This is a genomic window from Micromonospora sp. WMMA1947, assembly GCF_027497355.1.
Taxonomy (GTDB): domain Bacteria; phylum Actinomycetota; class Actinomycetes; order Mycobacteriales; family Micromonosporaceae; genus Micromonospora.
Genome location: NZ_CP114909.1, coordinates 6230315 through 6256771, shown reverse-complemented (window position 1 = coordinate 6256771; position 26457 = coordinate 6230315). Strand labels below are relative to the sequence as shown.

Below are 26457 nucleotides of genomic sequence, written 5' to 3'. Positions count from 1 at the left end.
CCTCCCGCCAGGTTCTTCCCGTGAGGTGCCGACCATGTCGCAGACCGCTCTGTACCACTTCCTCACCGCGGTGCCCGAGGCCGCCGCCATCTGGTCCTTCCTGCTGCTGCTCGCCCTGGGCCTGCTCGCCGCGCTCGTCGCCCGGCCGGAACGCGACCCCGAGCCGGACGCCGCCCCCGAGCCGGACGCCGATGCCGCCCGCCGCGACGATCTGGTCCGCTACGCCGAGGAGGTGGCGGTGGCCGCCGCCGGGGCCGCCCAGACGGCCCGTCGCCGCCGGGAGCGGTGGCTGGCCGCGCAGGACGAGGCGGACCGGGCCTGGACCGCGTACGACGAGGCGGACAGCGCCGCCCGCCGCCTGGCCGGCGCCGCCGCGCTGGGTGCCCCGCGCACCCCGCGCACCCCGGGCGAGTACGCGGCCCGGGAGCGCTGGCTGCACCACGCCGCCATGACGGCCCACTGGCGGGGCGACCTGACCGCCCGTCAGCTCGCCGACGTGCTGGCGCACCGCAACGGATGGGATCCGCGCCGGCACCCGGCCGAGCAGGAGATCGTGCTGGCCCGCACGGTTCGGGACGGGCGCCGGGCCGGATGGGAGCGCGCCGCCGCGCGGGAGCGGACGGCCTGGCGGGACGCGGAACTGGCCGCCGAGGCCGCCCGGACCCTCGCCGCCGAGGCGTACGCGGCAACCGTGGCCCTGCGGCCCGCCCTGCCGTACCGGAGCACGACGACGAGCGCCCTGCCGGTGCCCGCGGCGGCCCGGAACGCGCGGTGGCGCCCGGCCCGGGTCGGCTGAGGCGCCCCGTCTCGACCGAATTGTTACCCGCAATGTGGTGAGCCCGGTCACCCAGGCCGCCGAATCGGGCGCGGGGCGCAGAACGGGTCATCGAGCCGCGCAATTGCCGGTCGGCTGCTCGCCGTCTGTCCGGTTTCCGCCGCCGGGTGCCGTCGAAACTGCTTGTCCCATTGAGTGAAGTCAGTAACCGGGTGTTCCGAAATCCGTTACCGCGGATCACGTTTACGCAGGTGGGAGCGCTTGGCATGGGACATACCCACCGGTAGTGTCGGCGCGTCCGATGCGGTAATCGATCGCCGACGGCGACGCCGCACCGACCCGCCTAATCGAGTTCCACGAACCGGGGACCCATGAGCACCATCGGGGTGAATCCGCGAGCCCACGGCCCGCGGTAGGGCGTACTTCCCGCCCGAATCCGTCAGCTAACCCGGTCGGCGGCCACGGAAGGAGTTACCCCTCTTGCCCACCCCTCGATCGTCCCCCCGCCTCCACGGCACCGCGGTGCCCGCGCTCGCCTGACGCGCGACCGGCAACCGCCCCCTGGGCGCCCGGCATCACGGGCGTTCCCGGATCCCCCGGCCATCCGGCCCCGCCAGCACGTGTGAGTTCCTCCGCGTGCCGGGCCGGCGTGTGCCGCTCACGCCCCGTGGAGGATTTCGTGAAGCACCACCTGAAGCGTCAGCTGCGACGGATCGTCACCGAACGCCCGTACCAGATCATCGCCGGATCGGCCGCCGCGCTCGTGCTGGCCGCCGGTGCCGGCACCGTCGCCGCCGCCGGTGACGACGCCCCGGTCCAGGAGAACACCGCGGCGGTCGCCGATCTCGGCGCCGCCCGCCTCGGCGAGCAGCCCGCCAGCCGCGGCGAGGCCCGCATCGCCGTACCGCCGGCGTCGCCCAGCGCCTCGGCCGCGCCCAGCGCGTCGGCGAGCGCCTCCCCGTCGGCCAAGGCGGCGGCGGACCCGGACCTCACCCGGAAGGCCAAGCCGAAGCCGCCGTCGAGCAAGTCGCTCGACTACGACTACCAGGCGCAGATCAACTACTTCTACTGCGGCCCGGCCGCCGTGCGCAACGCGCTCAGCGCCGCCGGCATCGAGCGCAGCCAGGACGCGCTCGCCGGCCCGCTCGGCACCACCGAGATGGGCACCAACTCCGCCGAGGACACCACCCGGGTGCTCAACCAGCAGGTCAAGGGCAACCCGTACCGGACCCGCATGATTCCCGGCACCGCCACCCCGGCCCAGATGGACCGGCTCCAGGCCGACGTCGTCGAGGCGATCAGCAACGGCCGCGCGGTCGTCGCGAACGTCGCCGGTACCGCCACCGACACCAACGGCGGCTGGCACTCGTTCCCGGGCGGCCACTACGTCGCCGTGGTCGGCTACAAGGACGACGGCCGGACCGTACGGATCGCCGACTCGGCCGACCCGTCCCTGCCCTCGTACTGGCTCACCACGATCGACCTGGCGCACTGGATCGCCAGCCGCGGCTACTCCGCCTGAGCAGTCCCGCAGCCCCGAAGGCCGGCACCCCACCCCGGGGTGCCGGCCTTCCCCGTCCCACCCCACCCCACCCCACCCCGGCCCGCCTCACCTCGCCCCGTTGATCTTGCAGTTGTGGCCCCGGCATAACGGGTGAGCCGGGCATCCCGGGGGCCGAAACCGCAAGATCGACGGGCTGGTGGGGGCCGGAGGCGGCGGGTTCGGTCTCGCGTGTGCGGGGCGGGCGGTGGCAGACTGCGCCAATGGGCGATACGACGGGGAAGCGGCACCTGATTCTCCTGCACGGCATGGGTGCCACCGGCGAGGTGTGGCTGCCCTGGGCGCCGCTGCTGGAGCGCCGCTGGCCCGGCCGCTGGCTCGCCCCCGACCTCGCCGGTCACGGCTGGTCGCCGCCGCTGCCCGGCTACTCGTTCGAGGCCCTCGCCCAACGCGTGGCCGACGGGCTCGGCCCGGTACGGCTCGGCCCCACCGACCGGCTGGTGCTGCTCGGGCACTCGCTCGGCGGGGTGGTGGCGCTGGCGCTCGCCGCCCGGCAGCGGGCCCTTCCGGTCGACGCGGTGGTGGGGCTCGGCATCAAGGCGGTCTGGTCCCCGGCCGAGCTGGCGAAGTCGCAGGAACTGGCCGCCCGGCCGGTCACCTGGTTCGCCACCCGCGACGAGGCGGCTCGCCGCTACCTGCGGGTGTCAGGGCTCGCCGGGCTGTTCGCCCCGGACCATCCCGTGGTGGAGGCGGGGCTGCGGCGGGAGGACGGCCGCTGGCGGCTCGCCATGGATCCGGCGGCGTTCGCGGTCGGGGAGCCCCGGCTGGCGGCGCTGCTGGCCGCCACCGACGTGCCGGTGCTGCTGGCCCGGGGCGAGCAGGACCCGATGGTGACCGACGCGCAGCTCAAGGAACTGGGTGTGCCGGTGGCCACGCTGCCCGGGCTGGGCCACAACGCGCACGTCGAGGACCCGGCCGCGGTGCTCGCCCTGCTCGACCCGTACCTCTGAGCGGGCCTACACCACGGCGCGCGGCGCCGGGACCGACCATTCGGGTTCCAGCTCGCGGCGGGCGGCGGTGAGGAACGCCTCGGCGTAGCCGTCGGCGGGGAAGTCGCCCAGGTAGCGGGTCCGGGCCGCCCAGCGCTGCGCCGCCTTCGGGTCGGCGTCGAGCAGGTCGGTGAGCACCTCGTCCACGTTGGACATGTCGCGCCGCAGCACGTAGCCGGACGCCGCCAGCGGGAACCGCTCGACGAAGTGCTCGCCGTCGGCGCCGGTGTCGGTGACCGCGTACGGCTTGCCGGAGTACAGCCAGTCGGAGATGACCCCGGAGACGTCGGAGACCAGCGCGTCGGCGCGGTTGACGCATTCGGTGAGCGTCAGCTCGCGGCTCGCGGCGGCGCCGAACAGGTGCGGCCGGCCGGTCCTGGCCCGGTCGGCGGCGAGCAGTTCGGTGAGGCGGGCGAGCTGGCGGGCCGAGGCCGGGTTCTTGCCGGTGTACGGGTGGGCGCGCAGGATCACCGTGGCCCCCCTGTCGATCAACCGGCGGATCAGCGTCTCGGCCACCGGCAGCGAGCAGTAGTTGGCGTCGGCGTGGTGCCCGGTCCAGGTCGGGGTGTAGAGGACCGTCGGGTGCGCCGACGGGGTGACCGGCTCCCGGCGTACCTCGATGGCCTCGACCTGGGGACGGCCGACCACGACGAACTTGTCGGCGGGGATCTCCACGCCGGCGCGGGCGTACCTGTCGATCGCCGCCTGCCCGGCCACGAAGATCTTGTCGAAGATGGCCGAGACCGGGTTGGCGCTCGGTGCCTTGTCGCTGTCGCCGTGGTGCAGCTGCACGTGGGTGAGCTGGTTGAACCGGATCAGGTGGGCGTTCTTCGCGCCGTGGTTGACGTAGAAGGCGACCCGTAGGCTGGGCACCAGCGCCTCGTCCAGCGCCTTCAGCGTGGGGCAGAGGACCACCGGGGCGCGGGTGGCGGCGGCCACCGCGGGCAGGAGCTCCGGCTCGCGCAGCACCACCAGGAACGGGCGGCCGATCCGTTCCAGGTAGGGCAGCCACATGGTGACCTGATACTCCGAGCCGGGCGGCGCGGAGAAGTGCAGCACGAACTCGGGCCGGTGGTGGCGCAGCGCCCGGCCGACCGGTCCACCTCCGGCGGGCGGCCGGAACCGGCGCCGGGCGAGGTCGAGCGCGACCGCCCCGCATCCGGCGCCGACCAGCAGCGCGGCGGCCAGCGCCGTCCAGGCCGGCAGCGTCAGGGCGGCGGCGAGCGCCACCACGGCGAGCAGCACCAGCAGCGCGTCGCCCAGCCGGGCGGCGACCACGGGTGCCCACGTGCGGACCGGGAGGTTCGCCGCGCGGATCTCCAGCGCGCCGGCCTGCCGCAGCGGGCCGACCAGCAGCACCAGGCCGAGCAGCACCAGCGCGGTGGCGGTCAGCGCCGGGTCGAAACCGTCGTCGAGGCGCCGGGCGTAGCCGACCAGGATGCCGGCGGCGACGAGCACCGTCTCGGCGAGACCGTCGGCCGACGGCCGGACCCGGCGCTCCCAGGCGGTGGCGGCCAGCGCGGCCACCGCCAGCGCCAGGCCCCAGCCGGTGGCCCCGGTGAGCGCCACGACGAGGAAGGCCAGCACCGCCAGCCCGGTGGTCAGTACCCGGGCGAGCAGCTTGCGGACCAGGTCACCACGCATCGGACACGTCCCGTCGGGTTCAGGCGCCGGTGGACAGCTCGGACCGGTCGGCGCCGGGCTGGGCCGGTACGGCGGCCACCGGCTCGCCGGGGGACCGGCGCACGTCGACCACCTGGCCGGTCAGCTCGGAGATCAGCACGTCCAGGGACGCCTGCGCGACCGCCTCGGAGGAGAGCAGCGTGTGCTCCGGCTCCTCGCCGAACGCCCGCGTCCGCATCGGGGTGGCGGTGCGCTCCGGGTTGACGCAGTTGACGCGTACCCCGAATTCGGCCCACTCGTCGGCGAGCGCCTGGGTGAGGTTGACCAGCGCGGCCTTGGTGGCGGAGTAGAGCGCGTAGCGGGCCCGGCCCCGGGTGTACGAGCTGGACGTGTAGAGCAGCAGCTGGCCCTTCGTCTGCTGCAGGTACGGCAGCGACTGGCGCGCGATGGTGACCGGGCCGACGAAGTTGACGTGCAGGAGACGGTCCATCGTCTCCGAGTCCATCTCGGCCAGCGCGCCCTTCTCCAGGATGCCGGCGGTGACCACCACGTGGTCGATCCGGCCGGTCGCCTCGAACGCGGTCTTCAGCGCGGCGGCCACGTCCTCGGCGCGCTCGACGTGCGTGCCGGTGGTGGAGCGGCTGAACGGGAAGACCTGGGCGCCGTAGGAGCGGGCCAGTTCGGCCAGGTCGTGGCCGATGCCGTAGCTGCCCCCGAAGACCACGATGGTCCGGCCGGTCAGCTCCTCGGCGTAGCTGCGGTGGTCGGTCAGGCGGGGCGCCTGGGCGGCGGCGAGCTGGAACAGCTTGTCGGCCAGGTGCACGTCGACCGGGTGGGTGACCTTGATGTTCTCGTCCGAGCCGTCGATCACCTTGATCGGCGTGCCGGGCAGGTAGCGCAGCACCACGCCGCAGTCGTCGGTGGCGGCGAAGTCGGGGTCGCCCTCGGCCCGCCGGTACGCCTCGCGGATGGTGCCGGAGCGGAACGCCTGCGGGGTCTGGCCGCGGCGCAGCCGGGACCGGACCGGGATGTCGGTGATGCAGTCGTCCGCGTCGACCTGGATGATCGTGTCGGCGGACGGGATGGCCACGTCGACCGCCGAGTAGGTCCAGAGCGCGTTCACGCACTCGCGCACGATCCGGGCGCTGACCAGCGGGCGGACCGCGTCGTGGAAGAGGATGTTGACGTCGCCCTCGCCGACCGCGTCGAGCGCGATCCGGGTGGTGTCGTTGCGGGTCTCGCCGCCCTCGATCACCTTGGTGACCTTGCGGAAGCCGGCGTCGGCGACGATGCGCCGCGCGTCGTCCACGTGACCGGTGGCCATCAGCACGATGATCTCGTCGATCTCCGGTGCGGCCTCGAAGACGGCCAGGGTGTGCTCGATGATCGGCTTGCCGGCGATCTTGAGGAGCTGCTTCGGGATGCCCAGCCCCAGGCGCGTGCCGGTCCCCCCGGCGAGGATCACGGCCACCGTACGCGCGGGGCGCCAGGGTGCCGGGCTCGCCGGCGCGGCGTCCGGTGCGGTGGTGTGGTCCTGCGTCATTGCCGTACCTCACTCTGGGTGAAAGGGGATGGGTCCGAAAACCTTAACGCGTACGCGGGAGCGCACCGCTCCGGGCGGAAACCCGGTGCGGTGCGCTCCGGGGCGCTACTTCTGGTTCTCGTACGCGTCGCAGACCTCCTTGGTGGGGCCGTCCATCTTCAGGACGCCGCTCTCCAGCCAGATGGTCCGCTCACAGGTGTCCCGGATCGAGCCGATCGAGTGGCTGACCAGGAAGACGGTGCCGGCGCTGTCGCGCAGTTCGCGGACCCGCTGCTCGCTGCGGACCCGGAACTTGCGGTCGCCGGTGGCCAGCGCCTCGTCGATGAGCAGCACGTCGTGCTTCTTCGCCGAGGAGATCGCGAAGCGCAGCCGCGCGCCCATGCCGGAGGAGTAGGTGCGCATCGGCAGCGAGGCGAAGTCGCCGCGCTCGTTGATCCCGGAGAACTCGATGATCTCCGGGGCGATCTTCTTGACCTCGTCCGGGTGCATGCCCATGGCGAGGCAGCCGAGCACCACGTTGCGCTCGCCGGACAGGTCGTTGAGCAGCGCGGCGTTCACGCCGAGCAGCGACGGCTGGCCCTGGGTGTAGACGGCGCCGCGGGCCGGCGGGAGCAGCCCGGCGATGGCCCGCAGCAGTGTGGACTTGCCGGAGCCGTTGCTGCCGATCAGGCCGATCGCCTCACCCTCGTACGCGGTGAAGCTCACGCCCTTGACCGCGTGCACCTCGCGGATGTTCGGCGCCTTGGTGCGGGAGACGATCCGCTTGAGCGCGGAGACCGGGCTGGTGCCGCCAGTCGCGCCCTTGTGGATCCGGTAGATCACGTGCACGTCGTCCACCACCACGGTGGGGACGCGACCCGAGTCGGTCACCGGGCCGGCGTTCAGCGGCAGGGTCTGCTCAGCCACGGCCGTACTCCTTCTCTCCGCGCCAGAAGTAGACGAACCCGCCGACGCCCGCCACGACCGCCCAGAACAACCCGAGCGCCCAGAGCTTCGCCGGGGAGCTCACCAGGTGCGCCTGGTGCGAGTCGAGCAGCGCGTAGCGGGCCAGCTCGATGAAGACCAGCGGTGGGTTCCACTCCAGGACGTTGGCCGCCCAGTTCGGCAGGTGCTCGCGGATGAGCGTCACCGGGTAGAGCACGCCGGAGGCGTACAGCCAGGTGCGCATCACGAACGGCATGACCTGCTTGAGGTCGGTGACCTTGGAGCCGAGGCGGGCCATGACCATGCTCAGCCCGACGTTGAAGATCGTCTGGAGCAGCAGCATCGGGACGATCAGGACCCAGCGGAAGGTGAGCGGCTCGCCGGTGACGAGCACGATGCCGGCCAGCACCACCATCGACATGAGCAGCTGCTGGAGCTGCACCAGCGTGACCGTGATCGGCAGCGCCGCCCGGGGGAACTGGAGCGCCCGGATCAGGCCCAGGTTGCCGGTGATCGCGCTGACGCCGTTCGAGGCGGCGGTCTGCGTGAAGATGAAGATGAAGACGCCGGTGCACAGGTACGCGATGAAGTTCGGCACGTTCCGGTGCTGGCCCAGGATGACGCCGAAGATCAGGAAGTAGACGGCCGCGTTGGTGAGCGGTGTCAGCACCTGCCAGAGCTGGCCGAGCTGGGTGTTGCTCAGCGAGGAGGCGACCTTCGCCCGGGAGTACGCGGTCATGAAGTGCCGGTACGCCCACAACCGGCGGGCGTACTCGCCCAGGGCGGGTCGTTCCCCGGCCACCCGTAGCCCGTACCGCCGGGCCAGTTCGGCCCGGGTCAGCCCGGATTCGGGGTCGGCCACCGCGGTGTTGGCCATGTTCAGGCGCTCCGATCTTTCGTGCTGATGGGGAGCAGTGCGGTGAAAGAGATCCAGCGTGGCCGGGCGGGGAGGAGCCGCCTCGCTGCTGCATGGAAGGTAGTCCACCGAACGTCGGGACGCAACCGTACCGTCGTTGCGCTACATTGTTCCACGTGACGACCGAGAAGAGGCGTGCTCCGGCCGGCGCGGCGGTGCTGCGCGGGGAGATCACCAGTGCCATCCGCGCCGCCGTGATGCAGGAGTTGGCCGAGGTGGGCTACGGTCGCCTCTCCATCGAGGCGGTGGCCCGCCGGGCCGGTGTGAGCAAGACCGCCATCTACCGCCGCTGGCGTTCCAAGCTCGACCTGGTGCTGGACATGGTCTCGGCGGTGGCGGGGCGCAACATCCCGCTGCTGGACACCGGCAGCCTTCTCGGTGACCTGGAGATTCTGCTGCACGTGATGGCGCGCGCACTGCGTCACCGGCTGGCCGCGCAGATCATCCCGGATCTGCTGGCCGAAGCGGCGCGCAACCCGCAGATCGCGGAGAAGTTGCAGGCCGCCCTGGACGACTACCAGCAGGCCGTGGGCCGGATCCTGATCGGCCGGGCGGTCGAGCGCGGTGAGCTGTCCCCGGACACCGACCGGCGCGCCGCGGTCGACCTGATCGTCGGCCCGGTCTACTGGCGGATGGCGATCTCCCGGGCCCCGCTGGAACCCGCCGAGGTGCCCCGGATGGCGGCCGCGATCGTCGCCGCCCTGCGGGTAGCATGCGTGGGGCCTGTGCGCGACGAGGTGGAAGTCTGAACCCCGGGCCGCCCCCGGAGGGCCGTCGTCGATCATGAACAGAAGGTCACAACCGGTCGGACAATCCGTGCGATACGCGGTTTCTCCCGACAGACCGCTACGATCCCCCGAAATGTCTCTCATGAACCACGCGTCGACAGGAGGAAGCCCCATGGTCGGGCCGCATCCAGAGTTCATTCCCCCCGCACGGCCGATCATCGGCGAAGCCGAGATCGAGGCGGCCGTCCGGGTGCTGCGGAGCGGCCGGGTCGTGCAGGGCCCCGAGGTCGCCGCGTTCGAGGAGGAGTTCGGTGACCTGGTCGGCGGCCGGCACTGCGTCGCCGTCAACTCCGGCACCTCCGCGCTGCAGCTGACGCTGATGGCGCTCGGCTTCGGCCCGGGCGACGAGATCATTGTCCCGTCGTTCTCCTTCGCCGCCAGCGGCAACGCGGTCCGGCTGGTCGGCGCCGAGCCGGTCTTCGTGGACATCGAGCCGGGCAGCTTCTGCATCGACCCGGAGGCGGTCGCCGCGGCGATCACGCCGAAGACCGTCGCGATCATGCCGGTGCACCTCTACGGCCACCCGGCCGCCATGGACCGGATCATGGAGATCGCGCAGCAGCACGGCCTCGCCGTGGTCGAGGACGCCGCGCAGGCGCACGGCGCCGAGCGCAACGGCACCCCGGTCGGCGCGTTCGGCACCGCCGGCTGCTTCAGCTTCTACCCGACGAAGAACATGCACTCCCTCGAGGGCGGCATGATCACCACCGCCGACGCGGACCTCGCCCGCACCCTGCGGCTGCTGCGCAACCAGGGCATGGAGCAGCGGTACGCCAACGAGATCGTCGGTGCCAACATGCGGATGACCGACGTGGCCGCCGCCATCGGCCGGGTGCAGCTCACCCAGCTCGCCGACTGGACCGAGCAGCGCCGCGCCAACGCCAAGTTCCTCGACTCGGCGATCACCGGCATGGTCACCCCGCCGGTCGCCGACGGCGCCAAGCACGTCTACCACCAGTACACGGTGCGGGTGCGGGGCGACCGTGACGCCGCCCAGGCCCGCCTCACCGAGCTGGGCATCGGCAACGCGGTCTACTACCCGACCCCGATCCACCGGCTCAAGCCGTACCTCGTCGACGGCAAGCCCGGCGCGTGGGACCTGCCGGAGACCGAGCGGGCCGCCGCCGAGGTGGTCTCGCTGCCGGTGCACCCGTCGCTGACCCAGGCCGAGCTGGAGCGGATCGCCGAGGCTGCGAACCTGGCCGCCGGTGCCCGGTGAGCGCGAGGAGTGAGCCGGGTCTGCGAGCCCCGCAGTCGCGAACGAAGGAGAGCGCAGTGAGCGGACGGAAGCTGCGGGCCGGCCTGATCGGCCTCGGCGCGATGGGGCGCAACCACGCCCGCGTGCTGTCCAACCTGGACGGCGTCGAGCTGGTCGGCGTGGTCGACCCGGCCGGCGACGTGACCGGCACGCTGCGCGCGCCGGTCGTACCCGAGCTGAGCGACCTGCTCGCCATCGGCGTCGACTACGCGGTGGTGGCCTGCCCGACCGCGCTGCACGAGCCGATCGGCATGGAGCTGGCCGCCAACGGCGTCTGCGCGCTCATCGAGAAGCCGCTGGCCCAGTCCGTCGACGCCGCCAACCGGCTGGTCGAGGCGTTCGAGAACGCCGGCCTGGTCGCGGGCGTCGGGCACATCGAGCGCTACAACCCGGCGCTGCAGAGCCTGCGTACCCGGCTCGAGGCGGGCGAACTGGGCGAGGTGTTCCAGGTCGTGACCCGGCGCCAGGGCCCGTTCCCGCACCGGATCGCCGACGTCGGCGTGGTGATGGACCTGGCCACCCACGACATCGACCTGACCGCCTGGGTCACCGGCCAGCAGTACGCCTCGGTCGCGGCCCGCACCGTCTCGCGCAGCGGCCGGCTGCACGAGGACATGGTCGCCGTGGTCGGCCAGCTCGCCGACGGCACGATGGTCAACCACCTGGTGAACTGGCTCAGCCCGCTCAAGGAGCGGTCGACTGTGGTCACCGGTGACAAGGGCTGCTTCGTGGCCGACACGCTCACCGCCGACCTGACGTTCTACGCCAACGCCGCCATCGACACCGAGTGGGAGGCGCTGCGCGCGTTCCGCGGCGTGGCCGAGGGCGACATGGTCCGATACGCCATCCCGAAGCGGGAGCCGCTGCTGGTCGAGCACGAGCGCTTCCGGGACGCGGTCGAGGGCAAGCAGAGCGACATCGTCACGCTGCGGCAGGGCCTGCGTACCGTGCAGGTCGCGGCGGCTCTCCTGGAGTCGTCCGCCGACGGCAAGGTCGTGTCCGTCACGGCCAGCGGCAGCGACGCGGAGCCGGCACTGCGATGAGCCCGGCGCCGGTGCGGCGGACGGTCTCCGCGGTGCGACGGCGGATTCCCCGGCGGTGGCGCATCGCGCTCCGCCGGGCCGCCGCCGGCGCGCGGCCCTGGGAGACCCCTTCGGTACGCGAACTGTGTGAACTTCCCGCCGGCACGCCGCTGCTGGTGCATGCCGGCGGGATCACCGGTGACCGGGCGCTGGACGGCGTGCTGCGCGCCCTGGCCCGGTTGCCCGAGTTCCACCTGGCGCTGGTCTGCGACCCGGCGGAGCAGACGACCGCCCAGGACCTGGTCCGCCGGGCCGGCAAGGCCCGCCGCCGGGTCCACCCGGTCCCGCGCCCCCGCACGGTGACTGCCACGTTCCTCGCCTCGGCCGACGTGGCCGTGGTCGGGTTCACGCCGGACGCCGGTCTCGGGCTGCTCGACACCTGCCTCGCCGCCGGGCTGCGGATCGTCGCGGCCGACAGCCGGGCGGTCCGCGAGCACCTGACCCGGCACCGGGCCGGCGACTTCTTCGCCTCCGGCTCGGTGCCCTCCTTCGCCAAGGCGGTGGAACGGGCCTGGCAGCGGGGCGGCGACGAGGCCCCCGAGACGCCGGAGCAGCAGGACCCGCCGGTCGCGCCGGTCGAGGCCGGCACACCGGGCCGGTGGCGGGCGCTCGGCGCCGGGCCGGTCCGGCTGGGACTGGGCACGGCGAACTACGCCGGTCAGCTCTCCGCCCTCGCGGCGGCCATCAGCGCCGCGCGGACGGACGTCGGCATCGAACTGGTCGTGGCCAAGCCGCCGGCCACCTACCGCTACCCGGCCGACCGCTATCTGCACTTCCCCGGCGAACACCGGCTCGACGTGCAGATGCAGCAGGCCGCGCGGGTGCTCGGCTGGTACACGCACCTGATCGTGGACGCCTTCCGCCCGGTGCTCGGCCGGCTCAACGGCGACGACATCGCCGGGGACCTGCCCGCGCTGCGCCGGGCCCGGATCAAGGTCGCGCTGCTGGCGCACGGCAGTGAGATCCGCCACCCCGGCGCGCACCTGGAGCGGCACGCCGAGTCCGCGTTCCGGGACGCCCCGGAGGAGCTGCGCGAGCGGCTCACCGTGGTGACCGAGCGGAACCGGCGTACCGCGCAGGAGAGCGGCCTGCCGTTCTTCGTGACCACTCCGGACCTGCTGGACGACGTGCCGTTCGCCACCTGGGCGCCGCTGATCGTGGACGTGGACGCCTGGGCCTGCGACCGTCCGGTGCTGGAACGCACCCGGCCGGTGGTGCTGCACGCCCCGTCCAACCGCTGGACCAAGGGCACCGACCGGCTGCTGCCCCGGTTGCAGGAGCTGCACGATCGACGGATCATCGAACTGCGCCTGGTGGAGGGTCTGCCGCACAGCGAGATGCGCCGCCTGGTGCAGGACTGCGACATCGTGGTCGACCAGTTGGTGATGGGCAGCTACGGCACGTTCTCCTGCGAGGGGATGGCCGCCGGCAAGGTCGTGGTGGCGTACGTGAGTGAAGGGCCGCACCGGGCCGCCGGGGTCCAGCCGCCGATCGCCAACGCCACACCCGGCACGCTGGTCAAGACGATCGAGTCGCTGCTCGACGACAGACCCGCCGCGGTCGCCCTGGCCGCGGAGGGCGCCCGTTACGTCCGTGACCACCACGACGGCCGGCGGACCGCTGAGGTGTTCGACGCCTTCCTGCGGTGACCCGCCGACCGCCCGTGCACCGCCCCCTCGACGAGGAGAAGCACCCGATGCAAGCTGTCCCGAGTAGCGATGCCCGACCGACCCGGGGACGGGTGGTGATGCTGGTCGACAACGGGGTCCACGGCGACTCCCGGGTGCAGAAGGCCGCCCGCTCCGCCGCCGAGGCCGGTTGGGAGGTGATCCTGGTCGGCATCCTCAAGGGCGCGGCGACCGAGGACAGCTGGCGCATCGGCGACGCCGAGGTCCGCCTGATCCGGATGCCCCGGCGGCTGACGCATCCGGTCGCGTACCGCCGCGCGCTGCTGCGCCGGCCGCTGGCGTACAAGCCGGGGCCGGACGCCAAGCGGCGGCTGAACACGCTGCGGGCCCGCCGGGACGACCTGACGTTCCGCCTCTCCGAGATCAAGGTGAACCGGGCGGCGGGCGGCCCCCGCTTCGCCGAGCTGGCCGGCAAGGCCCGGCTGGCCGCGCCGTACTTCCTCAACAGGGCGATGTTCCAGTGGGTCAAGTTCCGCTCGGCGCAGCTGCGGCGGCTCCAGGAGAGCCAGCAGGACCCGAACTCCCGGCTCGACCGCGCCGCGCTGCGGTTCTGGCAGCGGGTGCACGGCGACCGGGCCTGGCGCCGGCTGGACCCGGAGCTGTGGGACTTCGAGCTGGCCTTCGCCTCGGTGGTGGATGAGCTGCGGCCGGATCTGATCCACGCGCACGACTTCCGGATGCTCGGCGTGGGCGCGCGGGCGGTGATGCGGGCCCGGGCCGGCGGTCGCGATGTCAAGCTGCTCTGGGACGCGCACGAGTTCGTCCCCGGCATCATCGGCCGGCCCGCCAACCTGCGCTGGCTGCCCGCCCAGATCGCCTACGTGCGGGAGCACGCGCCGTACGCCGACGCGGTCATCACCGTCTCGTCCACCCTGGCCGACCTGCTGCGGGAGAGCCACGACCTGCCCGAGCAGCCGGCCGTGGTGCTGAACGCGCCGCCGCGCGCGCTCACGCCGGAACAGCGGGCGACGCCGGTGCCGGACATCCGGGCGATGTGCGGGATCGGCGCCGCCACGCCGCTGCTGGTCTACTGCGGCGGCATCAACCCGTCGCGGGGCGTGGACATCATGATCCGCGGGCTCACCGAGATGCCCGAGGCGCACGTCGCGCTGGTCTCGGTGCACCCCAACGGCAAGGCCCCGATCATGTACGAGCTGGAGGAGCTGGCCGCCGAGCTGGGCGTGGCGGACCGGGTGCACCTGCTGCCGTACGTGCCGCACTGGCAGGTGTCCGCGTTCGTCTCCCCGGCCGACCTCGGCGTCATCCCGATCCACCACAAGCCGAACCACGAGATCGCGCTGATCACCAAGTTCTTCGAGTACGCCCACGGTGGCCTGCCGATGGTGGTCAGCGACGTGCGGACGATGGCCGAGGCGACCCGGGCCACCGGGCACGGCGAGGTCTTCCGGGCCGAGGACCTGGCCGACTACGTCCGGGCGGTGCGTACCGTGCTGGCCGACCCGCAGCGCTACCGGGCCGCGTACGACCGGCCGGGCGTGCTGGAGCAGTGGACGTGGGAGGCCCAGGCCCGGGTGATGGACGAGGTCTACACCCGGCTGCTGCCGCACCACCCCGGGCCCGTCGCGCCGGCGGACACCGCCGTCGTGCCGGTGCCGAACCAGCGGGCCACGGTGCCGGCGCGCTGACCGGCGACAACGCGGCGGGGCCCGGCCGACCGGCCGGGCCCCGCTGTCGTTGCGCCTGCTCAGTCGCCCAGCAGCAACCGGTCGTAGTCGGCCTGGCTGACACCCCAGTCCCAGGTCTTCAGCACGTGCTCCGAGGCGGCCCGGCCGGCCTCCGCCCACGCCTGCTCGGTCGCGGTGACGGCCAGGATCCGCTCCGCCGCCTCCGCCGGGGTGTCCACCACCCAGTCGGCGGGGAACAGGGTACGGGCGCCGTGCGGCTTGCCGGCGAAGAACGGCCAGTCCCGCACCACCGGCACCGCGCCGCTCGCCGCGCCCTCCACCAGGCCGCAGTGGAAGCTCTCCCGCACCGAGGTGCTGAGGATGACGCCGACCTCCTGGAGGGCGCCCGGCACGTCGTCGGTCTGCCCGTAGCGCCGGACCGCGCCCAGCGGCTCCAGTTCGGCCAGGTCCTTGGCGAGCTGCCGGCCGTAGTCCTTCGCCGGCTTGCTGGTCCGGTTGTTGAAGTTGCTGCCGATGAGCGTCAGGTTGTACCGCTCGTCGTGCTCGCGCAGCTTCCGCAGGACGTCGATCGCCCACCGCGGGTCCTTCGCCACCGAGCTGAACCCGACCAGTCCCAGCGTGAACCGGGCGTCGGCCGGCTTGGCCCGGGGGTAGCGCTGCAGGTCCATCGCGTTGTCGACCACCCACAGCCGGGGCGCGCCTTCGCCGGTGAGCTGGGGCAGCACCGCGGTGGACAGGTCCCGCAGGTGCTCGGAGACGAAGACGACGTCGTCGACCCGGGAGAAGTCCACCAGGTGCGGCCAGAAGTTGAACGCCTCGAAGCTGTGCAGCCGGACGATGATCCTGGCCGTCCCGGGGTCGTGCAGCGTGAACAGCGCGGCGGTGGCCTGGCACCAGTCGACGAAGACGGTGTCGGCCCAGTCCAGGTGCGGCCGCAGCCACTCCTCGATCTTGGCGCCGTACGTCGACTCGGCGCCGAGCAGGTGCTCCATCACCGTGCTGCCGCTGAGCGCCAGCGGGCGGGTCACCGGGTCCTCGTACAGGTCCAGGAAACGGACCTCCACGTTCGGCATGGCCCGGTAGCGCTCCAGGATCTCCTGGAGGAAGTTGTCGTTGATCAGCGTGGTGACCAGCAGCCGCAGCGGCCGGTCGGTCGGCGCCGGGGCGGCCGGGGCGAGCCGGCCCCGCGGCTGCGACAGCTTCCGCGCCGCCGCGCTCTCCCGGAACGGCGCCAGGAAGGCGCCCGGGTCGTCGCTCATCGGCGAGGAGAGCCGGTCGAAGTGCAGCACCCGGTTGGACGCCAGGCTCCACGCCCGCGACACCGCCGCGGCGGCCTTCTTCGGGTCCTTCGGCAGCCGGGCGTCGGCCAGCGCGAGCTGGGCGCGGATCGCGTCGTGCAGGCCGGACGGGACGTGCCCGAGGGCCAGTTCGCCCTGCGCGGCCTTGGTGAGCACGTCCGCGCGGGTGGCGGCGCTGTTGATCCGGCTGACCGCGGCCGCGGCGGTGCGGGCGGCGACCGCCGGGCGCCCCGCCTTGACCGCGCTGTCGTGCAGCCGTACCGCCAGCTTGCTGCGCAGCCGGTCCGGTACGCGGGGCGCGGCCACCGCGCGGGACCAGAACCAGGCACCCGCCGGGTTGCTCATGATCCGCTGGCCGGTCGCCTTCTGGACGGTGGTGCGCACCGTCTCCACCGCCGCCCGCTTGGCGCCCCGGGTGCCGATGCCGGCAGCGGCCGCGACCTGCCGCTCCAGCCGCTTGCCGACCGGCTCGGTACGCGGCGCGTCGAGCGCCCGCTGCGCCGGCACGAGCCCGTAGTGCGCGCCGGCCCGGGTGTTGCGCTGGGCCATCTCCCACACCGTGTAGACCGACCGCGGGTCGAGGGCCACCAGCAGGTCGGCCGACCGGAACCGCTGCCGCAGCCAGGAGTGGCGCTGTGCGTGCAGCCAGATCTTGCGGTTGGCCTGTGCCCGGCCGAGCGCGCGCCGCAGCCGGGCGTCGCGCTTCTCGGCGGGTACGACGAACGACCGCACCTCGGCCAGCGCCGGGTCGACCGGGAGTTCCGCGCTGTCGAAGAAGCAGGCGACGGTGACGCGGGCGCCACGGCTGCGGAAACGTTCCAGCGCCTCGATCAGCACGGCCGGCTGCTTCGGTGCGGCGGCGGCCACGATGAGCACTGTGGTCACTGTCGGGCATCTCCCGTCGAGGAGGTCGTGGCCGGGGTGGCCGCGCCGGCGCCGGTGGGCCGGACGAGTTCGGTGAGGCGGCGGACCGCCGGGGCGAGCACGGCGGGCCGGGCGTAACGGCGGGCCAGTTCCCGGGCGGCGGCCCGGTCCGCGTCGGTCGCCTTCAGGGCCAGCCGGCCGGCCTCCACGAAGGAGCCGGCGAGGCGGTGCGGGTCGAGCCCGACCGCCCCGGTCCACAGCGGATGCCCGGCCAGCACGTTGCTGGCGTCGTGGTCGACGTCGTGGGCGGAGAGCACGGGCAGGCCGCTGGCCATGAACTCGTACACCTTGCCGGAGGTGACGAACCGCCCGCCGACGAGCATCAGCACCAGCGCGTCCCAGGAGCCGTACGTCGCCGCCAGCTCCGCCTTCGGCACCGGGCCGCCGAAGCTGACCCCGTCGACGGCGGCCTCCTTGAGCAGGTCCATGTGCCGGTTGGCCTCACGCGACGCGCCCGCGCCGATGTGGCCGCGCACCTCGAACCGGGAACGGGCCAGCAACGGGTCGTCGCGGCGGGCGATGCGCCAGGCGTCCAGCACCGACTCCAGGAACGCCGGGCTGAAGTTGACCGAGCCCAGGTAGCCGAAGGTCAGCCCGGCCGCCGGGTCCGGCGAGCGGCCGGAGATGTCCGGCAGGCTGTCCTCGTCGTAGCCGTTGCGCACCACGTGCACCCGGTCGGCCAGGTGCGGATACCGCTCCCGGTAGAAGCCGGCGATCGGGTCGTTGACGCACCACACCGCGAGCGCGTGTTCGAGCACGGAGGACTCCCACCGGCCGGAGACCGAGTCGCGGGTGAACGCCTCGCCGCCGCCGATCACGTCGAGCGACCAGCCGTCGCGGAAGTCGACCGCGTACGGGACCTTGTGCTCCTCCCACAGCTTCCGGGTGGCGGCCAGGTTCACGTACGGGGCGCAGGAGGCGAGCAGCAGGTCGGCCGGGTGCTCGCGGTGCAGCCGCAGCACCGCCTTCTCCAGCTCGTACCGCCAGCCGCCGAACACCGGCTCCGGGAACGCCTGCTGCTCGCGCTTGCGCAGCCGCTTGATCCAGCCCGCCGGGTCCAGCGAGCGCTCCTCGGAGAACGCCCGGATGTCGGTCTCCAGATCCTCCCGGATCAGCGGCAGCTCGACCACCCGCACCCGCGGGTCGACCTTCTCCGACAGCGTGTGGTCCAGGCCGTACTCCCGCTCCCACGCCTGCTGGCAGATCGTGATGACGGTGATGTCCCAGCCCTGGGCGACGAACTGGTTCGCCGTCTCGCGCAGCCGGTACGCGCTGCTCTTCGCCGCGGGCGGGAAGCCGATCGCGAGGTAGATGGCGTGCGGCCGCTTCCCGCCGCGCGAGCGGGGGAGCGGGACAGGGCGGTTGGTCATCGCGGATAACCGATCGTGAGGAGGGAGCGCGTCGTCATGCCAGGTGCCGTCGCAGCGTCTCGGCGACCCGCCGGGCCGCCCGGCCGTCACCGTACGGGGTGCCGCGCGGCGCGTCCGGGGCGGGCCGCGTCGCGGTGGCCGCCCACCGGGCGCCCAGCTCGCGCGGGTCCGGCACCAGCACGTTCCAGCCGTCGGCGAGCGTCTCGACCCACTCCGTCTCGGTGCGCAGCGTGGTGCACGGCCGGTCCAGCAGGTACGCCTCCTTCTGCAGGCCGCCCGAGTCGGTGACCACGCCGGCGGAGCCGACCACGGCGGCCACCATCGCGGCGTACGGCAGCGGCCGGCCGGCGTGCAGCGCGCCCCGGGTCAGCTTCAGGCCGTGCTCGTCGGCGCGGGCGACCAGCCGCGGGTGGGCCAGCAGCGCGACCGGCACGGGCAGGTCGGCGAGCGCGTCGAGCAGCGCGGCGAGCCGCGTCGGGTCGTCGGTGTTCTCCGCGCGGTGCAGGGTGGCGAGCAGGTACGGCGCGTCCGGGTCGATGCCGTCGGGCAGCGCCGGGCGGGGCTGCCCACCCCGGGCCACGTCGTCGCGGACCCGCAGGCAGACGTCCACCATGACGTCGCCGACCAGTTCGGTACGGGCGGCCAGGCCCTCCGTGGCCAGGTGCCGGACGGCTTCCTCGGTGGGGGCGAGCAGCAGGTCGGCGGCGTGGTCGGTGAGCACCCGGTTGTGCTCCTCCGGCATCCGCCGGTTGAACGACCGCAGCCCGGCCTCCAGGTGCGCCACCCGCAGGTGCTGCTTGACCGCCGAGAGCGTGCCGGCCAGCGTCGAGTTGGTGTCGCCGTACACCAGCACCCAGTCCGGGGCCTCGGCGGCGAGTACCGGGTCCAGGGCGGCCAGCGTGTTGCCGGTCTGCACGCCGTGGCTGCCGGAGCCGATCCCGAGGTGCACGTCCGGGTCGGGGATGCCGAGACCGGAAAAGAAGACGTCGGACAGGTCGGCGTCGTAGTGCTGGCCGGTGTGCACGATCACGTGCTCGCACCCGTCCTCGGCGAACGCCGCCGCGATGGGCGCCAGCTTCACCAACTGCGGTCGGGCGCCGACGATGCTGACGACCTTCACACGTGACTCCTCGTGATCTGCGACGGATTCTCGGTGCGGACCGGCCGCCGCCCGAGTCGGGAGGCCGTGGACCCCGGCCGGGTGGCCGGGCCGGTGCCCGCAGGCCCTAGGAATAGTAGTGCCCCGGCCGCCGCCGGACGACGTACGCGGACACGGCCGGTGCGCGATGGTGGGCCGGGCCACCCGCCGTCACCGGACGCCGCCGCCCCGACGGGGAGCACGGTGACCGGTGGCATGGAACGGGACACGAGGGACCAGCCTAACCGAACCGGCCGGATCACCCCGGCCCGCCGGGTGCCCGGCCGGCGGGGTGCGCCCGCCGCGGCGCGGCCCGGTCACCGCGGGTACGTCCCGCCGTCGGCGGATCGTCGCCGACTCTTCACCGGGCCGGGCGAGCCTGGCCCGGCGCCGCTGCCCGGCTTGCGTACACTACGGCGCCATGACCGCCCCCGGGCCCGAGACCCGTACCCGCACCGCAGACGCCGGTGGATCGGTGGCCGACGCCACCGACGAGACCGCGAAGCCGCCGGCCGCCGACGGCGCGGACCGGCCCGCCGAGGCCACGCCGCCGCGCCCGGCGCAGCCGGAGGCCGCCACGGCGGAGGACACCGACCGCCCGTCGCGTTGGCGCCGGATGCGGCCGGACCTGCTGGTCGCGGCGATCTTCCTGGCCGGCGCGTTCTGGGTGACCGGCCGGGGCTGGGTGAATCCGGACGGCCGGCTGCTCGGCAGCCGCCCCAACGACCAGGGCTTCAACGAGTGGATGCTGGCGTACGCCGCGCACGCGGTCAGCAACCTGGAGAACCCGTTCTTCACCACGTTGCAGAACGCCCCGGACGGCGTGAACCTGATGACGAACGTCGGCATGCAGCTGCCCGGGCTGGTGCTGTCCCCGGTCACCCTGCTGTTCGGGGCGCCGTTCGCGTACCTGCTGTTCATCACGCTCAACCTGGCCGGCACCGCGTACGCCTGGTACCACGTGCTGTCCCGGAACCTGGTCTCGTCCCGGGTGGCGGCGTTCGCCGGTGGCCTGTTCTGCGCCTTCGCGCCGGCGCTGGTGTCGCACAGCAACGGCCACCCGCACATCACCGCCCAGTGGCTGGTGCCGTTCATCCTCTGGCGGGTGATCCGGCTGGCCCGGGACGGCCGCCCGGTACGCGACGGCCTGGTGCTGGGCGCGCTCGTGACGGCGCAGTTCTTCGTCAGCCTGGAGATCCTGTTCCTGACCGCGCTCGGCTGCCTGATGATGGTGATCGGCTACGTGATCTTCCGGCCGCGCGAGGCGCTGCGCCGGGCCCGGCCGATGCTCGGCGGCCTCGCCGTGACCGGTGTACTGGTCGGGGCCGCCGCCGCGTACCCGCTGTGGATGCAGTTCGCCGGCCCGCAGCACCGGGTCGGTCACCCGGGCAACCCGGACGTCTACGCGCTGACCCTCGGGTCGTTCGTGCGGTACGCCACCGAGTCCGTGGCCGGCAGCCCCACCAGCGCCCTGCGCTGGGGCCCGAACACCACCGAGCAGGCCAGCTTCTACGGCTGGTCGGTGGTGATCCTCGCGGTCGGCGCCGCCTGGTGGCTGCGCCGCGAGATCGTGGTCCGGGTGCTCGCCGTGGTCGCGCTGATCTCGGCCGTGTTCTCGATCGGCACCACCTGGACCGTCGGCACCCGGCGCACCGACGTGCCGGCGCCGTTCGCGCTGGTGTCCGAGCTGCCGGTGTTCGACTCGGTGGTGGTGTCCCGGTTCGCGCTGATCACCACGGTGGCGCTCGGCGTGCTGTTCGCGGTCGCCGGGGACCGGGTGGCCCGGGTACGGGTCGGCGAGGCCGGCCGGCTGGTGCCCCGCCTGGCCGCTGTGGCGCTGCTCGCCGCGCTGCTGCCGATCCTGCCGACCCCGCTGGAGGCGCGCGGGCGCAACCCGGTGCCGGACTTCGTCACCGCCGGCGTCTGGAAGGACCACGTCGCTCCCGGCCGCACCCTGGTGCCGGTCCCGGTCGACGGCATGACGTCGCTGTACTGGAGTTCCGCGGCGCTGGCCGGCTTCGCCGTCCCGGAGGGGTACTTCCTCGCGCCGGTCTCCAAGACCGACAACACCGGCCGGTGGGGCGTCGAGCCGCAGCCGACCGCGAAGCTGCTCACCGCCGTGTCGCGGGGCCAGCGGGACACCGCGGTCGGCCCGGCCGACGTCGAGCAGGCCCGCGCCGACGTGCGGCACTGGAAGGCCGACGCGGTGGCGCTGCCGGACCGGGCCCGCCGCCACGACGACCTCAAGGTGGTGCTCGACGCGCTCTACGGGCCGGGGCAGCGGGTGGCGGACGTCTGGCTGTGGGACGTCCGCCCGCTCACCCGGTGAGCGTCACGGCGACCTGGTCCAGATGAGCAGCAGGTAGCCGCCGAAGTAGGTCGAGAACGCGGTGAGCGCGACCAGCACCGTGACGGCCCGGGCCCGGCCGGCCCGGGCCAGGCCGACGGCGGCCGGCAGCAGCAGCGCGAACGCCGGCACCAGGAACCGCGCCTTCGAGTGGTAGTAGCCCGCCGCGCCGATCGTGGTGACCAGCATCAGCCCGCTGAACAGCAGCAGTTCCCAGGGCTGGCGGTCGATCACGCTCAGCACGAAGAACATCAGCGCCAGCAGCAGCACCAGGCTCACCACGAGCATCTGCGGCGTCGCGGACACCGCCAGCACCTCGCGTCCGCGCCGCACCGTGTCCACGCCGAAGTCGAAGTGGCTGCGCCAGCCGGCGGACTGGATGTGGAACCAGCCGTCCGGCCGCCCGGTCTGGACGCCCACCCAGGCCAGGTAGGCGAGCCAGCCGGCCGGGGCGAGCAGCATGGCCACCCACGGGCGCCAGCCGTCCCGGCGCCGGATGACGGCGAGCAGCGCGGCCAGGCCGACCACCGGGATCAGCGACGAGGCGGTGGGCCGGGTCAGGCCGGCGAACAGGCAGAGCACGCCCGCGGTCAGCCAGTGGCGGCGCAGCAGCGCGTACAGCGTCCACGCGGCCAGGGCGGTGAACAGCGTCTCGCTGTAGGCCATCGACTGCACGATCGCGTGCGGCAGCGCCGCCCAGAGCGCGGCGAGCAGCACGCCGGTGCGACGGTCGTGCAGGTACGAGCCGATCGCGTACAGCGCCCAGGCCGCCGCCAGGCCGGCCAGCGCGGCCACCGCGAGCCCGGCGGTACGCGGGCCGAGCGGGGTGACCCGTTCGACCACGCCGATCAGGGCCGGGTAGAGCGGGAAGAACGCCATGTCGCTCTGCACCCGTTCGTACCCGTCGTAGCCCCGCTGGGCGATGGCGAGGTAGTACGTGGCGTCGGACAGCGTCAGCTCGCGCACCGGGGAGAGGTTGAGCGAGCGGGCCCAGACGTAGACGGCAAGGACGCCGACGAGCCGGATCACCGCGTACACCGCCAGCGCGGGCGCCGCGTCCCGGGCGGCGTCGCGCAGCCGTCGGACGGGGCCCGGCCGGGCGCGCTCGGCTGTGGCCGGCCCGGTCGGCGGGGCTGGTGCGGGCCGGCGGGGTTCCTCGGTGGTCACCACGTCCATTGTGCGGTCCCGTTCGCGCTGAGCTGGGGTTGGCCGAAGGCCCGCGTGGCGCGACCGGCGACCCGGCGAACGACCCGGAGCGGGCGCCGGTCGTTGAACAGGGTGGAGGGTAGCAACAGTCACAGCAGGTCGGGGGGCACCGGCGGCGGCGGGCGTCCGGGCCCGATCCGCTGTCGTAGACTCGCTCGGGTCCGCGGGCGCGGTGCTGGCGACGACGAAACGGGCAGGAATGGGATCTGACGGCACGACCGCAGCGACGGGCACCCGGGGACGGGTCGTCATGCTGGTGGACAACGGGGTCATCGGTGACTCCCGGGTGCAGAAGGCGGCCCGTTCCGCCGCCGACGCCGGCTGGGACGTGGTGCTGCTCGGGCGGGCGCCGGTCGGCAGCCCGCAGACCTGGCGCCTCGGCGCCGCCGAGGTACGCCTCGTGCCGATGCCCGAACCGCTGGCCCGCCGCCGGCACGAGTTCCGCCGGGCCTGGCTGCGGCACCCGCTCGCCTACCCGCCCAGCGGCATCGCGGCGCACCGTACCCAGGCGGTCAAGGCCTGGCGCGCGGACCTGGCGGTCCGCCGGGCGGCGCTCACCGTCGCGGCCCGCGAGTCCGGCGCGGGCCGGCCGGGCGGGCTGCCCTGGGCCGCGCTGCGCGCCGAGGAGAAGCTGTCCGGCCTCACCCGCAAGTGGGTCGGGTTCCGCAACCGTCAGCTCACCCGGGCCCGCAAGGGCCGCAAGCTGGACGGCCCCTGGGACCGCGCGTACACGCTGTTCTGGCGCCGCCTGCGCGGCGACGGCGCGTGGCGGCGCCTGGAACCGGGCCTGTGGGACTACGAACTGGCCTACGGCCCGGTGGTCGACGAGCTGGCGCCGGACCTGATCCACGCCAACGACTTCCGGATGCTCGGCGTCGGCGCCCGCGCGAAGGTCCGGGCCGCCGCGAAGGGGCGCCGGATCGCCCTGCTGTGGGACGCCCACGAATACCTGCCCGGCGTGCAGCCGTGGCGCGACAACGCCCGCTGGCTACCAGGCAACGTGGCGCACGAGCGGGAGTACGTGCCGTACGCCGACGCCACCATGACCGTCTCCGGTGGCCTGGCCGACCTGCTGCGCACCGAGCACGGGCTGACCGACCGGCCGGCGGTCGTCCTGAACGCACCGGCCGTGGACGAGCTGCCGGCCGACCCGGCCGAGCCGGTGCCGGACATTCGCGCCCGCTGCGGACTCGGGCCGGACGAGCCACTGCTGGTCTACAGCGGGGTGGCCGCCGCCAAGCGCGGCCTCGGGGTGATGGTGGAGGCGCTGCCCCGGCTGCCCGGCGCGCACGTCGCGTTCGTGGTCAACAAGCCCGACTCGGCGTACGTCCGGGGCCTGGTCACCCGGGCCGGCGAACTGGGCGTGGCGGACCGGCTGCACGTGCTGCCGTACGTGCCGCACCACCAGGTGGTCCGGTTCCTCAGCGGCGCGCAGGTCGGCGTCATCCCGATCCAGCACTGGCCGAACCACGAGATCGCGCTGATCACCAAGTTCTTCGAGTATTCACACGCCCGCCTGCCGCTCGTCGTCTCCGACGTGCGCACCATGGCCGAGACTGTCCGGGAGACCGGTCAGGGCGAGGTGTTCCGCGCCGAGGACGTGACCGACTTCGTCCGCGCGGTCACCGCGGTGCTCGCCGACCCGCAGCGGTACCGCGCCGCGTACGACCGGCCGGGCCTGCTGGCCGGATGGACCTGGGAGGCACAGGCCCGGGTGCTCGACGAGGTCTACTCCCGGCTGCTGCCCGGTGCGCCGCCCCGGCCGGCGCCGGCACTCGCCCCGGTGGAGCCGGCACAGGTGGAGGTGGGGGCATGAGCGGGCCGGACGTGACAGTGGTGGTCGCGGTCTACAACACCATGCCGTACCTGACCGCCTGCCTGGACTCGCTGGTCGGGCAGACCATCGGCCTGGACCGGCTGGAGGTCGTCGCCGTCGACGACGGCTCCACCGACGGCAGCGGCGCCGAACTGGACCGCTACGCCAAGCGGTACCCCGGCACGTTCCGAGTGCTGCACCAGGCCAACTCCGGCGGCCCGGCGGCGCCGAGCAACGTGGCGCTCGACCACGCCCGCGGCCGGTACGTCTTCTTCATCGGCTCGGACGACCACCTCGGCCCGGAGGCGCTGGAGCGCCTGGTCGACGCCGCCGACCGGTGGGACTCCGACGTGGTGCTGGGCCGGATGGTCGGCACCAACAAGCGCTACGTGCACCAGGCCGTCTACGCCACCACCCAGGAGCGGCTCGACCTGTTCGACAGCGACCTGCCCTGGTCGTTGTCGAACACCAAGCTGTTCCGCCGGGACCTGATCGAGCGGTACGGCCTGCGGTACCGCACCGACATGCCGATGGGCAGCGACCAGCCGTTCACGCTGGAGGCGTGCTTCCGGGCGAAGAAGGTGTCGGTCCTCGGCGACTACGAGTACTACTACGCGGTCAAGCGGGACAACGCCCAGAACATCACGTACGCCAGCCGATTCTCCGAGCGGCTGCGCTGCGCCGAGGAACTCGTCGGTTTCGTCGCCGGGCTGATCGAGCCCGGCCCGCGGCGGGACGCGGTGCTGGTGCGCCACTTCACCTGGGAGGTGGCGAAGCTGCTCCGCGCGGAGTTCCTCGCCCTCTCCCCGGACGTGCAGCGGCACGTCCACGACCGGATCCGCAAGCTCGCCGAGGCGTACCTGACCGAGGGGGTCACCGCCCGGATGGCGCCCGAGGAGCGGGTGCGGCTGGCGGTGGCGCGCGACGGTGACCTCGACGCGCTGCGCACGCTCGTCGGCCAGCAGTCCGACCGGTCGCTGTCCGATGTCGTCATCGAGGGCGACCGCTGGTACGCCGACCAGGTCGGCTTCCGCGACCCGGCGTTCGGCTACCCGGACGACTGGTACGACGTGACCGAGCGTGCCGCCGCGATACTGGCCAAGCTGACCGCGACCGAGCTGGCCTGGGGACGCGACGCCGCCGGGGCGCGGGCCCTGGTGGTCACCGCGCGCAGCCGCTGGGCCGAGCTGGCCGAGCTGAGCGCGGAGGCGCTGCGCGTCAGCGTGGGCGACCTGACGGGTGCCACGTCGATCGAGGCGTCCGGCCCCGGTACCGTCGTACGGACGGACTTCGCGGTGGACCGGTTGCTGGCGGTCGTCGCGGGGACGGACGAGCGTCGTATCGTACGCGCCGAGGTCTCCGCCCTGGGTGGGACGGGCTCGTCGCCGATGCGCACCGACCGCCCGGTCTCCGCACCCCGGCTGGTGGCCCGGCGCGGTGTCCGATGGCACCTCGTCACGCCCACCACGAACCACAAGGGCCAGGTGATCGTCGCGATCACGCCGGTGACCCCCGGTCGGTTCCTTGCCCGCCTGCGCCGAATCTGGCCCTCTGGAGGAAAGTAG

The 26457-nt window shown here is 73.6% G+C and carries 19 protein-coding genes and 1 riboswitch; of the genes, 11 read left to right on the top strand and 8 right to left on the bottom strand.

Annotation, left to right across the window (positions count from 1 at the left end; genetic code table 11):
* The first annotated feature begins 34 nt into the window (after positions 1–34).
* The 3 genes from O7604_RS29290 to O7604_RS29280 all read left to right on the top strand — a co-directional run bounded on the left by O7604_RS29290 (position 35) and on the right by O7604_RS29280 (position 3286).
* Positions 35–796 carry a hypothetical protein gene (locus O7604_RS29290; RefSeq protein ID WP_269700751.1) on the top strand — a complete coding sequence of 254 codons (762 nt, stop codon included), beginning with the start codon at positions 35–37 and terminating at the stop codon, positions 794–796.
* A gap of 309 nt (positions 797–1105) precedes the next feature.
* Positions 1106–1248, top strand: a riboswitch (cyclic di-AMP (ydaO/yuaA leader).
* Between the two features lie 194 nt (positions 1249–1442).
* Positions 1443–2297 carry a C39 family peptidase gene (locus O7604_RS29285; RefSeq protein ID WP_269700750.1) on the top strand — a complete coding sequence of 285 codons (855 nt, stop codon included), beginning with the start codon at positions 1443–1445 and terminating at the stop codon, positions 2295–2297.
* 242 nt (positions 2298–2539) lie between these two features.
* Positions 2540–3286, top strand: coding sequence for an alpha/beta hydrolase (locus O7604_RS29280; RefSeq protein ID WP_269700749.1), 747 nt, complete (start codon positions 2540–2542; stop codon positions 3284–3286).
* 6 nt (positions 3287–3292) lie between these two features.
* On the opposite strand, the gene O7604_RS29275 is transcribed toward O7604_RS29280, so the two are convergent.
* From O7604_RS29275 to O7604_RS29260, 4 genes are all read right to left on the bottom strand, one after another.
* Positions 3293–4969 carry a CDP-glycerol glycerophosphotransferase family protein gene (locus O7604_RS29275; protein ID WP_281578433.1) on the bottom strand — a complete coding sequence of 559 codons (1677 nt, stop codon included), beginning with the start codon at positions 4967–4969 and terminating at the stop codon, positions 3293–3295.
* Positions 4970–4988: 19 nt separating this feature from the next.
* Positions 4989–6491: a bifunctional cytidylyltransferase/SDR family oxidoreductase gene (locus O7604_RS29270; RefSeq protein WP_269700747.1), complete on the bottom strand. Its 1503-nt coding sequence runs from the start codon at positions 6489–6491 to the stop codon at positions 4989–4991.
* 105 nt (positions 6492–6596) lie between these two features.
* Complete coding sequence (locus O7604_RS29265; protein WP_269700746.1) at positions 6597–7397, bottom strand: ABC transporter ATP-binding protein; 801 nt, start codon at positions 7395–7397, stop codon at positions 6597–6599.
* Positions 7390–8292 carry an ABC transporter permease gene (locus O7604_RS29260; RefSeq protein WP_281578432.1) on the bottom strand — a complete coding sequence of 301 codons (903 nt, stop codon included), beginning with the start codon at positions 8290–8292 and terminating at the stop codon, positions 7390–7392. The genes O7604_RS29265 and O7604_RS29260 overlap by 8 nt, the downstream gene beginning before the upstream one ends.
* 155 nt (positions 8293–8447) lie before the next feature.
* Here O7604_RS29260 and O7604_RS29255 point away from each other — a divergent pair, with 155 nt between their 5' ends.
* From O7604_RS29255 to O7604_RS29235, 5 genes are all read left to right on the top strand, one after another.
* Positions 8448–9080, top strand: a complete 633-nt coding sequence (locus O7604_RS29255) for a TetR/AcrR family transcriptional regulator (RefSeq protein WP_018784870.1) — start codon at positions 8448–8450, stop codon at positions 9078–9080.
* 151 nt (positions 9081–9231) lie between these two features.
* Entirely contained in the window at positions 9232–10338 is a 1107-nt protein-coding gene (locus tag O7604_RS29250) for a DegT/DnrJ/EryC1/StrS family aminotransferase (protein ID WP_281578431.1), read from the top strand.
* 56 nt (positions 10339–10394) lie between these two features.
* Positions 10395–11420 carry a Gfo/Idh/MocA family oxidoreductase gene (locus tag O7604_RS29245; RefSeq protein ID WP_281578430.1) on the top strand — a complete coding sequence of 342 codons (1026 nt, stop codon included), beginning with the start codon at positions 10395–10397 and terminating at the stop codon, positions 11418–11420.
* A 32-nt stretch (positions 11421–11452) separates the two neighbouring features.
* Entirely contained in the window at positions 11453–13108 is a 1656-nt protein-coding gene (locus O7604_RS29240; RefSeq protein WP_269700742.1) for a glycosyl transferase family 1, read from the top strand.
* Between the two features lie 98 nt (positions 13109–13206).
* Entirely contained in the window at positions 13207–14793 is a 1587-nt protein-coding gene (locus tag O7604_RS29235) for a glycosyltransferase (protein ID WP_269700741.1), read from the top strand.
* A gap of 59 nt (positions 14794–14852) precedes the next feature.
* Here the strand turns inward: O7604_RS29235 and O7604_RS29230 are convergent, their stop codons facing one another.
* Genes O7604_RS29230 through wecB form a run of 3 tightly spaced genes read right to left on the bottom strand, consistent with a single transcriptional unit; the run spans position 14853 to position 19505 of the window.
* The gene (locus O7604_RS29230) at positions 14853–16976 is read right to left on the bottom strand and encodes a glycosyltransferase family 1 protein (RefSeq protein WP_281578429.1); all 2124 of its coding nucleotides are present in this window, start codon (positions 16974–16976) and stop codon (positions 14853–14855) included.
* The gene (locus O7604_RS29225; protein WP_269700739.1) at positions 16973–18385 is read right to left on the bottom strand and encodes a glycosyl transferase; all 1413 of its coding nucleotides are present in this window, start codon (positions 18383–18385) and stop codon (positions 16973–16975) included. The genes O7604_RS29230 and O7604_RS29225 overlap by 4 nt, the downstream gene beginning before the upstream one ends.
* Positions 18386–18419: 34 nt before the next feature.
* On the bottom strand, positions 18420–19505 hold the full coding sequence (gene wecB / locus O7604_RS29220) for a UDP-N-acetylglucosamine 2-epimerase (non-hydrolyzing) (RefSeq protein ID WP_269700738.1): 1086 nt from the start codon (positions 19503–19505) through the stop codon (positions 18420–18422).
* A 439-nt stretch (positions 19506–19944) separates the two neighbouring features.
* On the opposite strand from wecB, the gene O7604_RS29215 reads away from it, so the two are divergent.
* The gene (locus tag O7604_RS29215) at positions 19945–21852 is read left to right on the top strand and encodes a hypothetical protein (protein ID WP_281578428.1); all 1908 of its coding nucleotides are present in this window, start codon (positions 19945–19947) and stop codon (positions 21850–21852) included.
* A 3-nt stretch (positions 21853–21855) separates the two neighbouring features.
* Here the strand turns inward: O7604_RS29215 and O7604_RS29210 are convergent, their stop codons facing one another.
* On the bottom strand, positions 21856–23046 hold the full coding sequence (locus O7604_RS29210) for a hypothetical protein (RefSeq protein WP_281578427.1): 1191 nt from the start codon (positions 23044–23046) through the stop codon (positions 21856–21858).
* A 280-nt stretch (positions 23047–23326) separates the two neighbouring features.
* Between O7604_RS29210 and O7604_RS29205 the strand changes: the two genes are divergently transcribed.
* A complete protein-coding gene (locus O7604_RS29205; protein ID WP_281578426.1) occupies positions 23327–24892 on the top strand; it encodes a glycosyltransferase family 4 protein in 1566 nt (521 codons plus the stop codon).
* Positions 24889–26457 (top strand): glycosyltransferase, encoded by a 1569-nt coding sequence (locus tag O7604_RS29200; RefSeq protein WP_269700734.1) that lies wholly within the window; start codon positions 24889–24891, stop codon positions 26455–26457. Before O7604_RS29205 ends, O7604_RS29200 begins: the two co-directional genes overlap by 4 nt.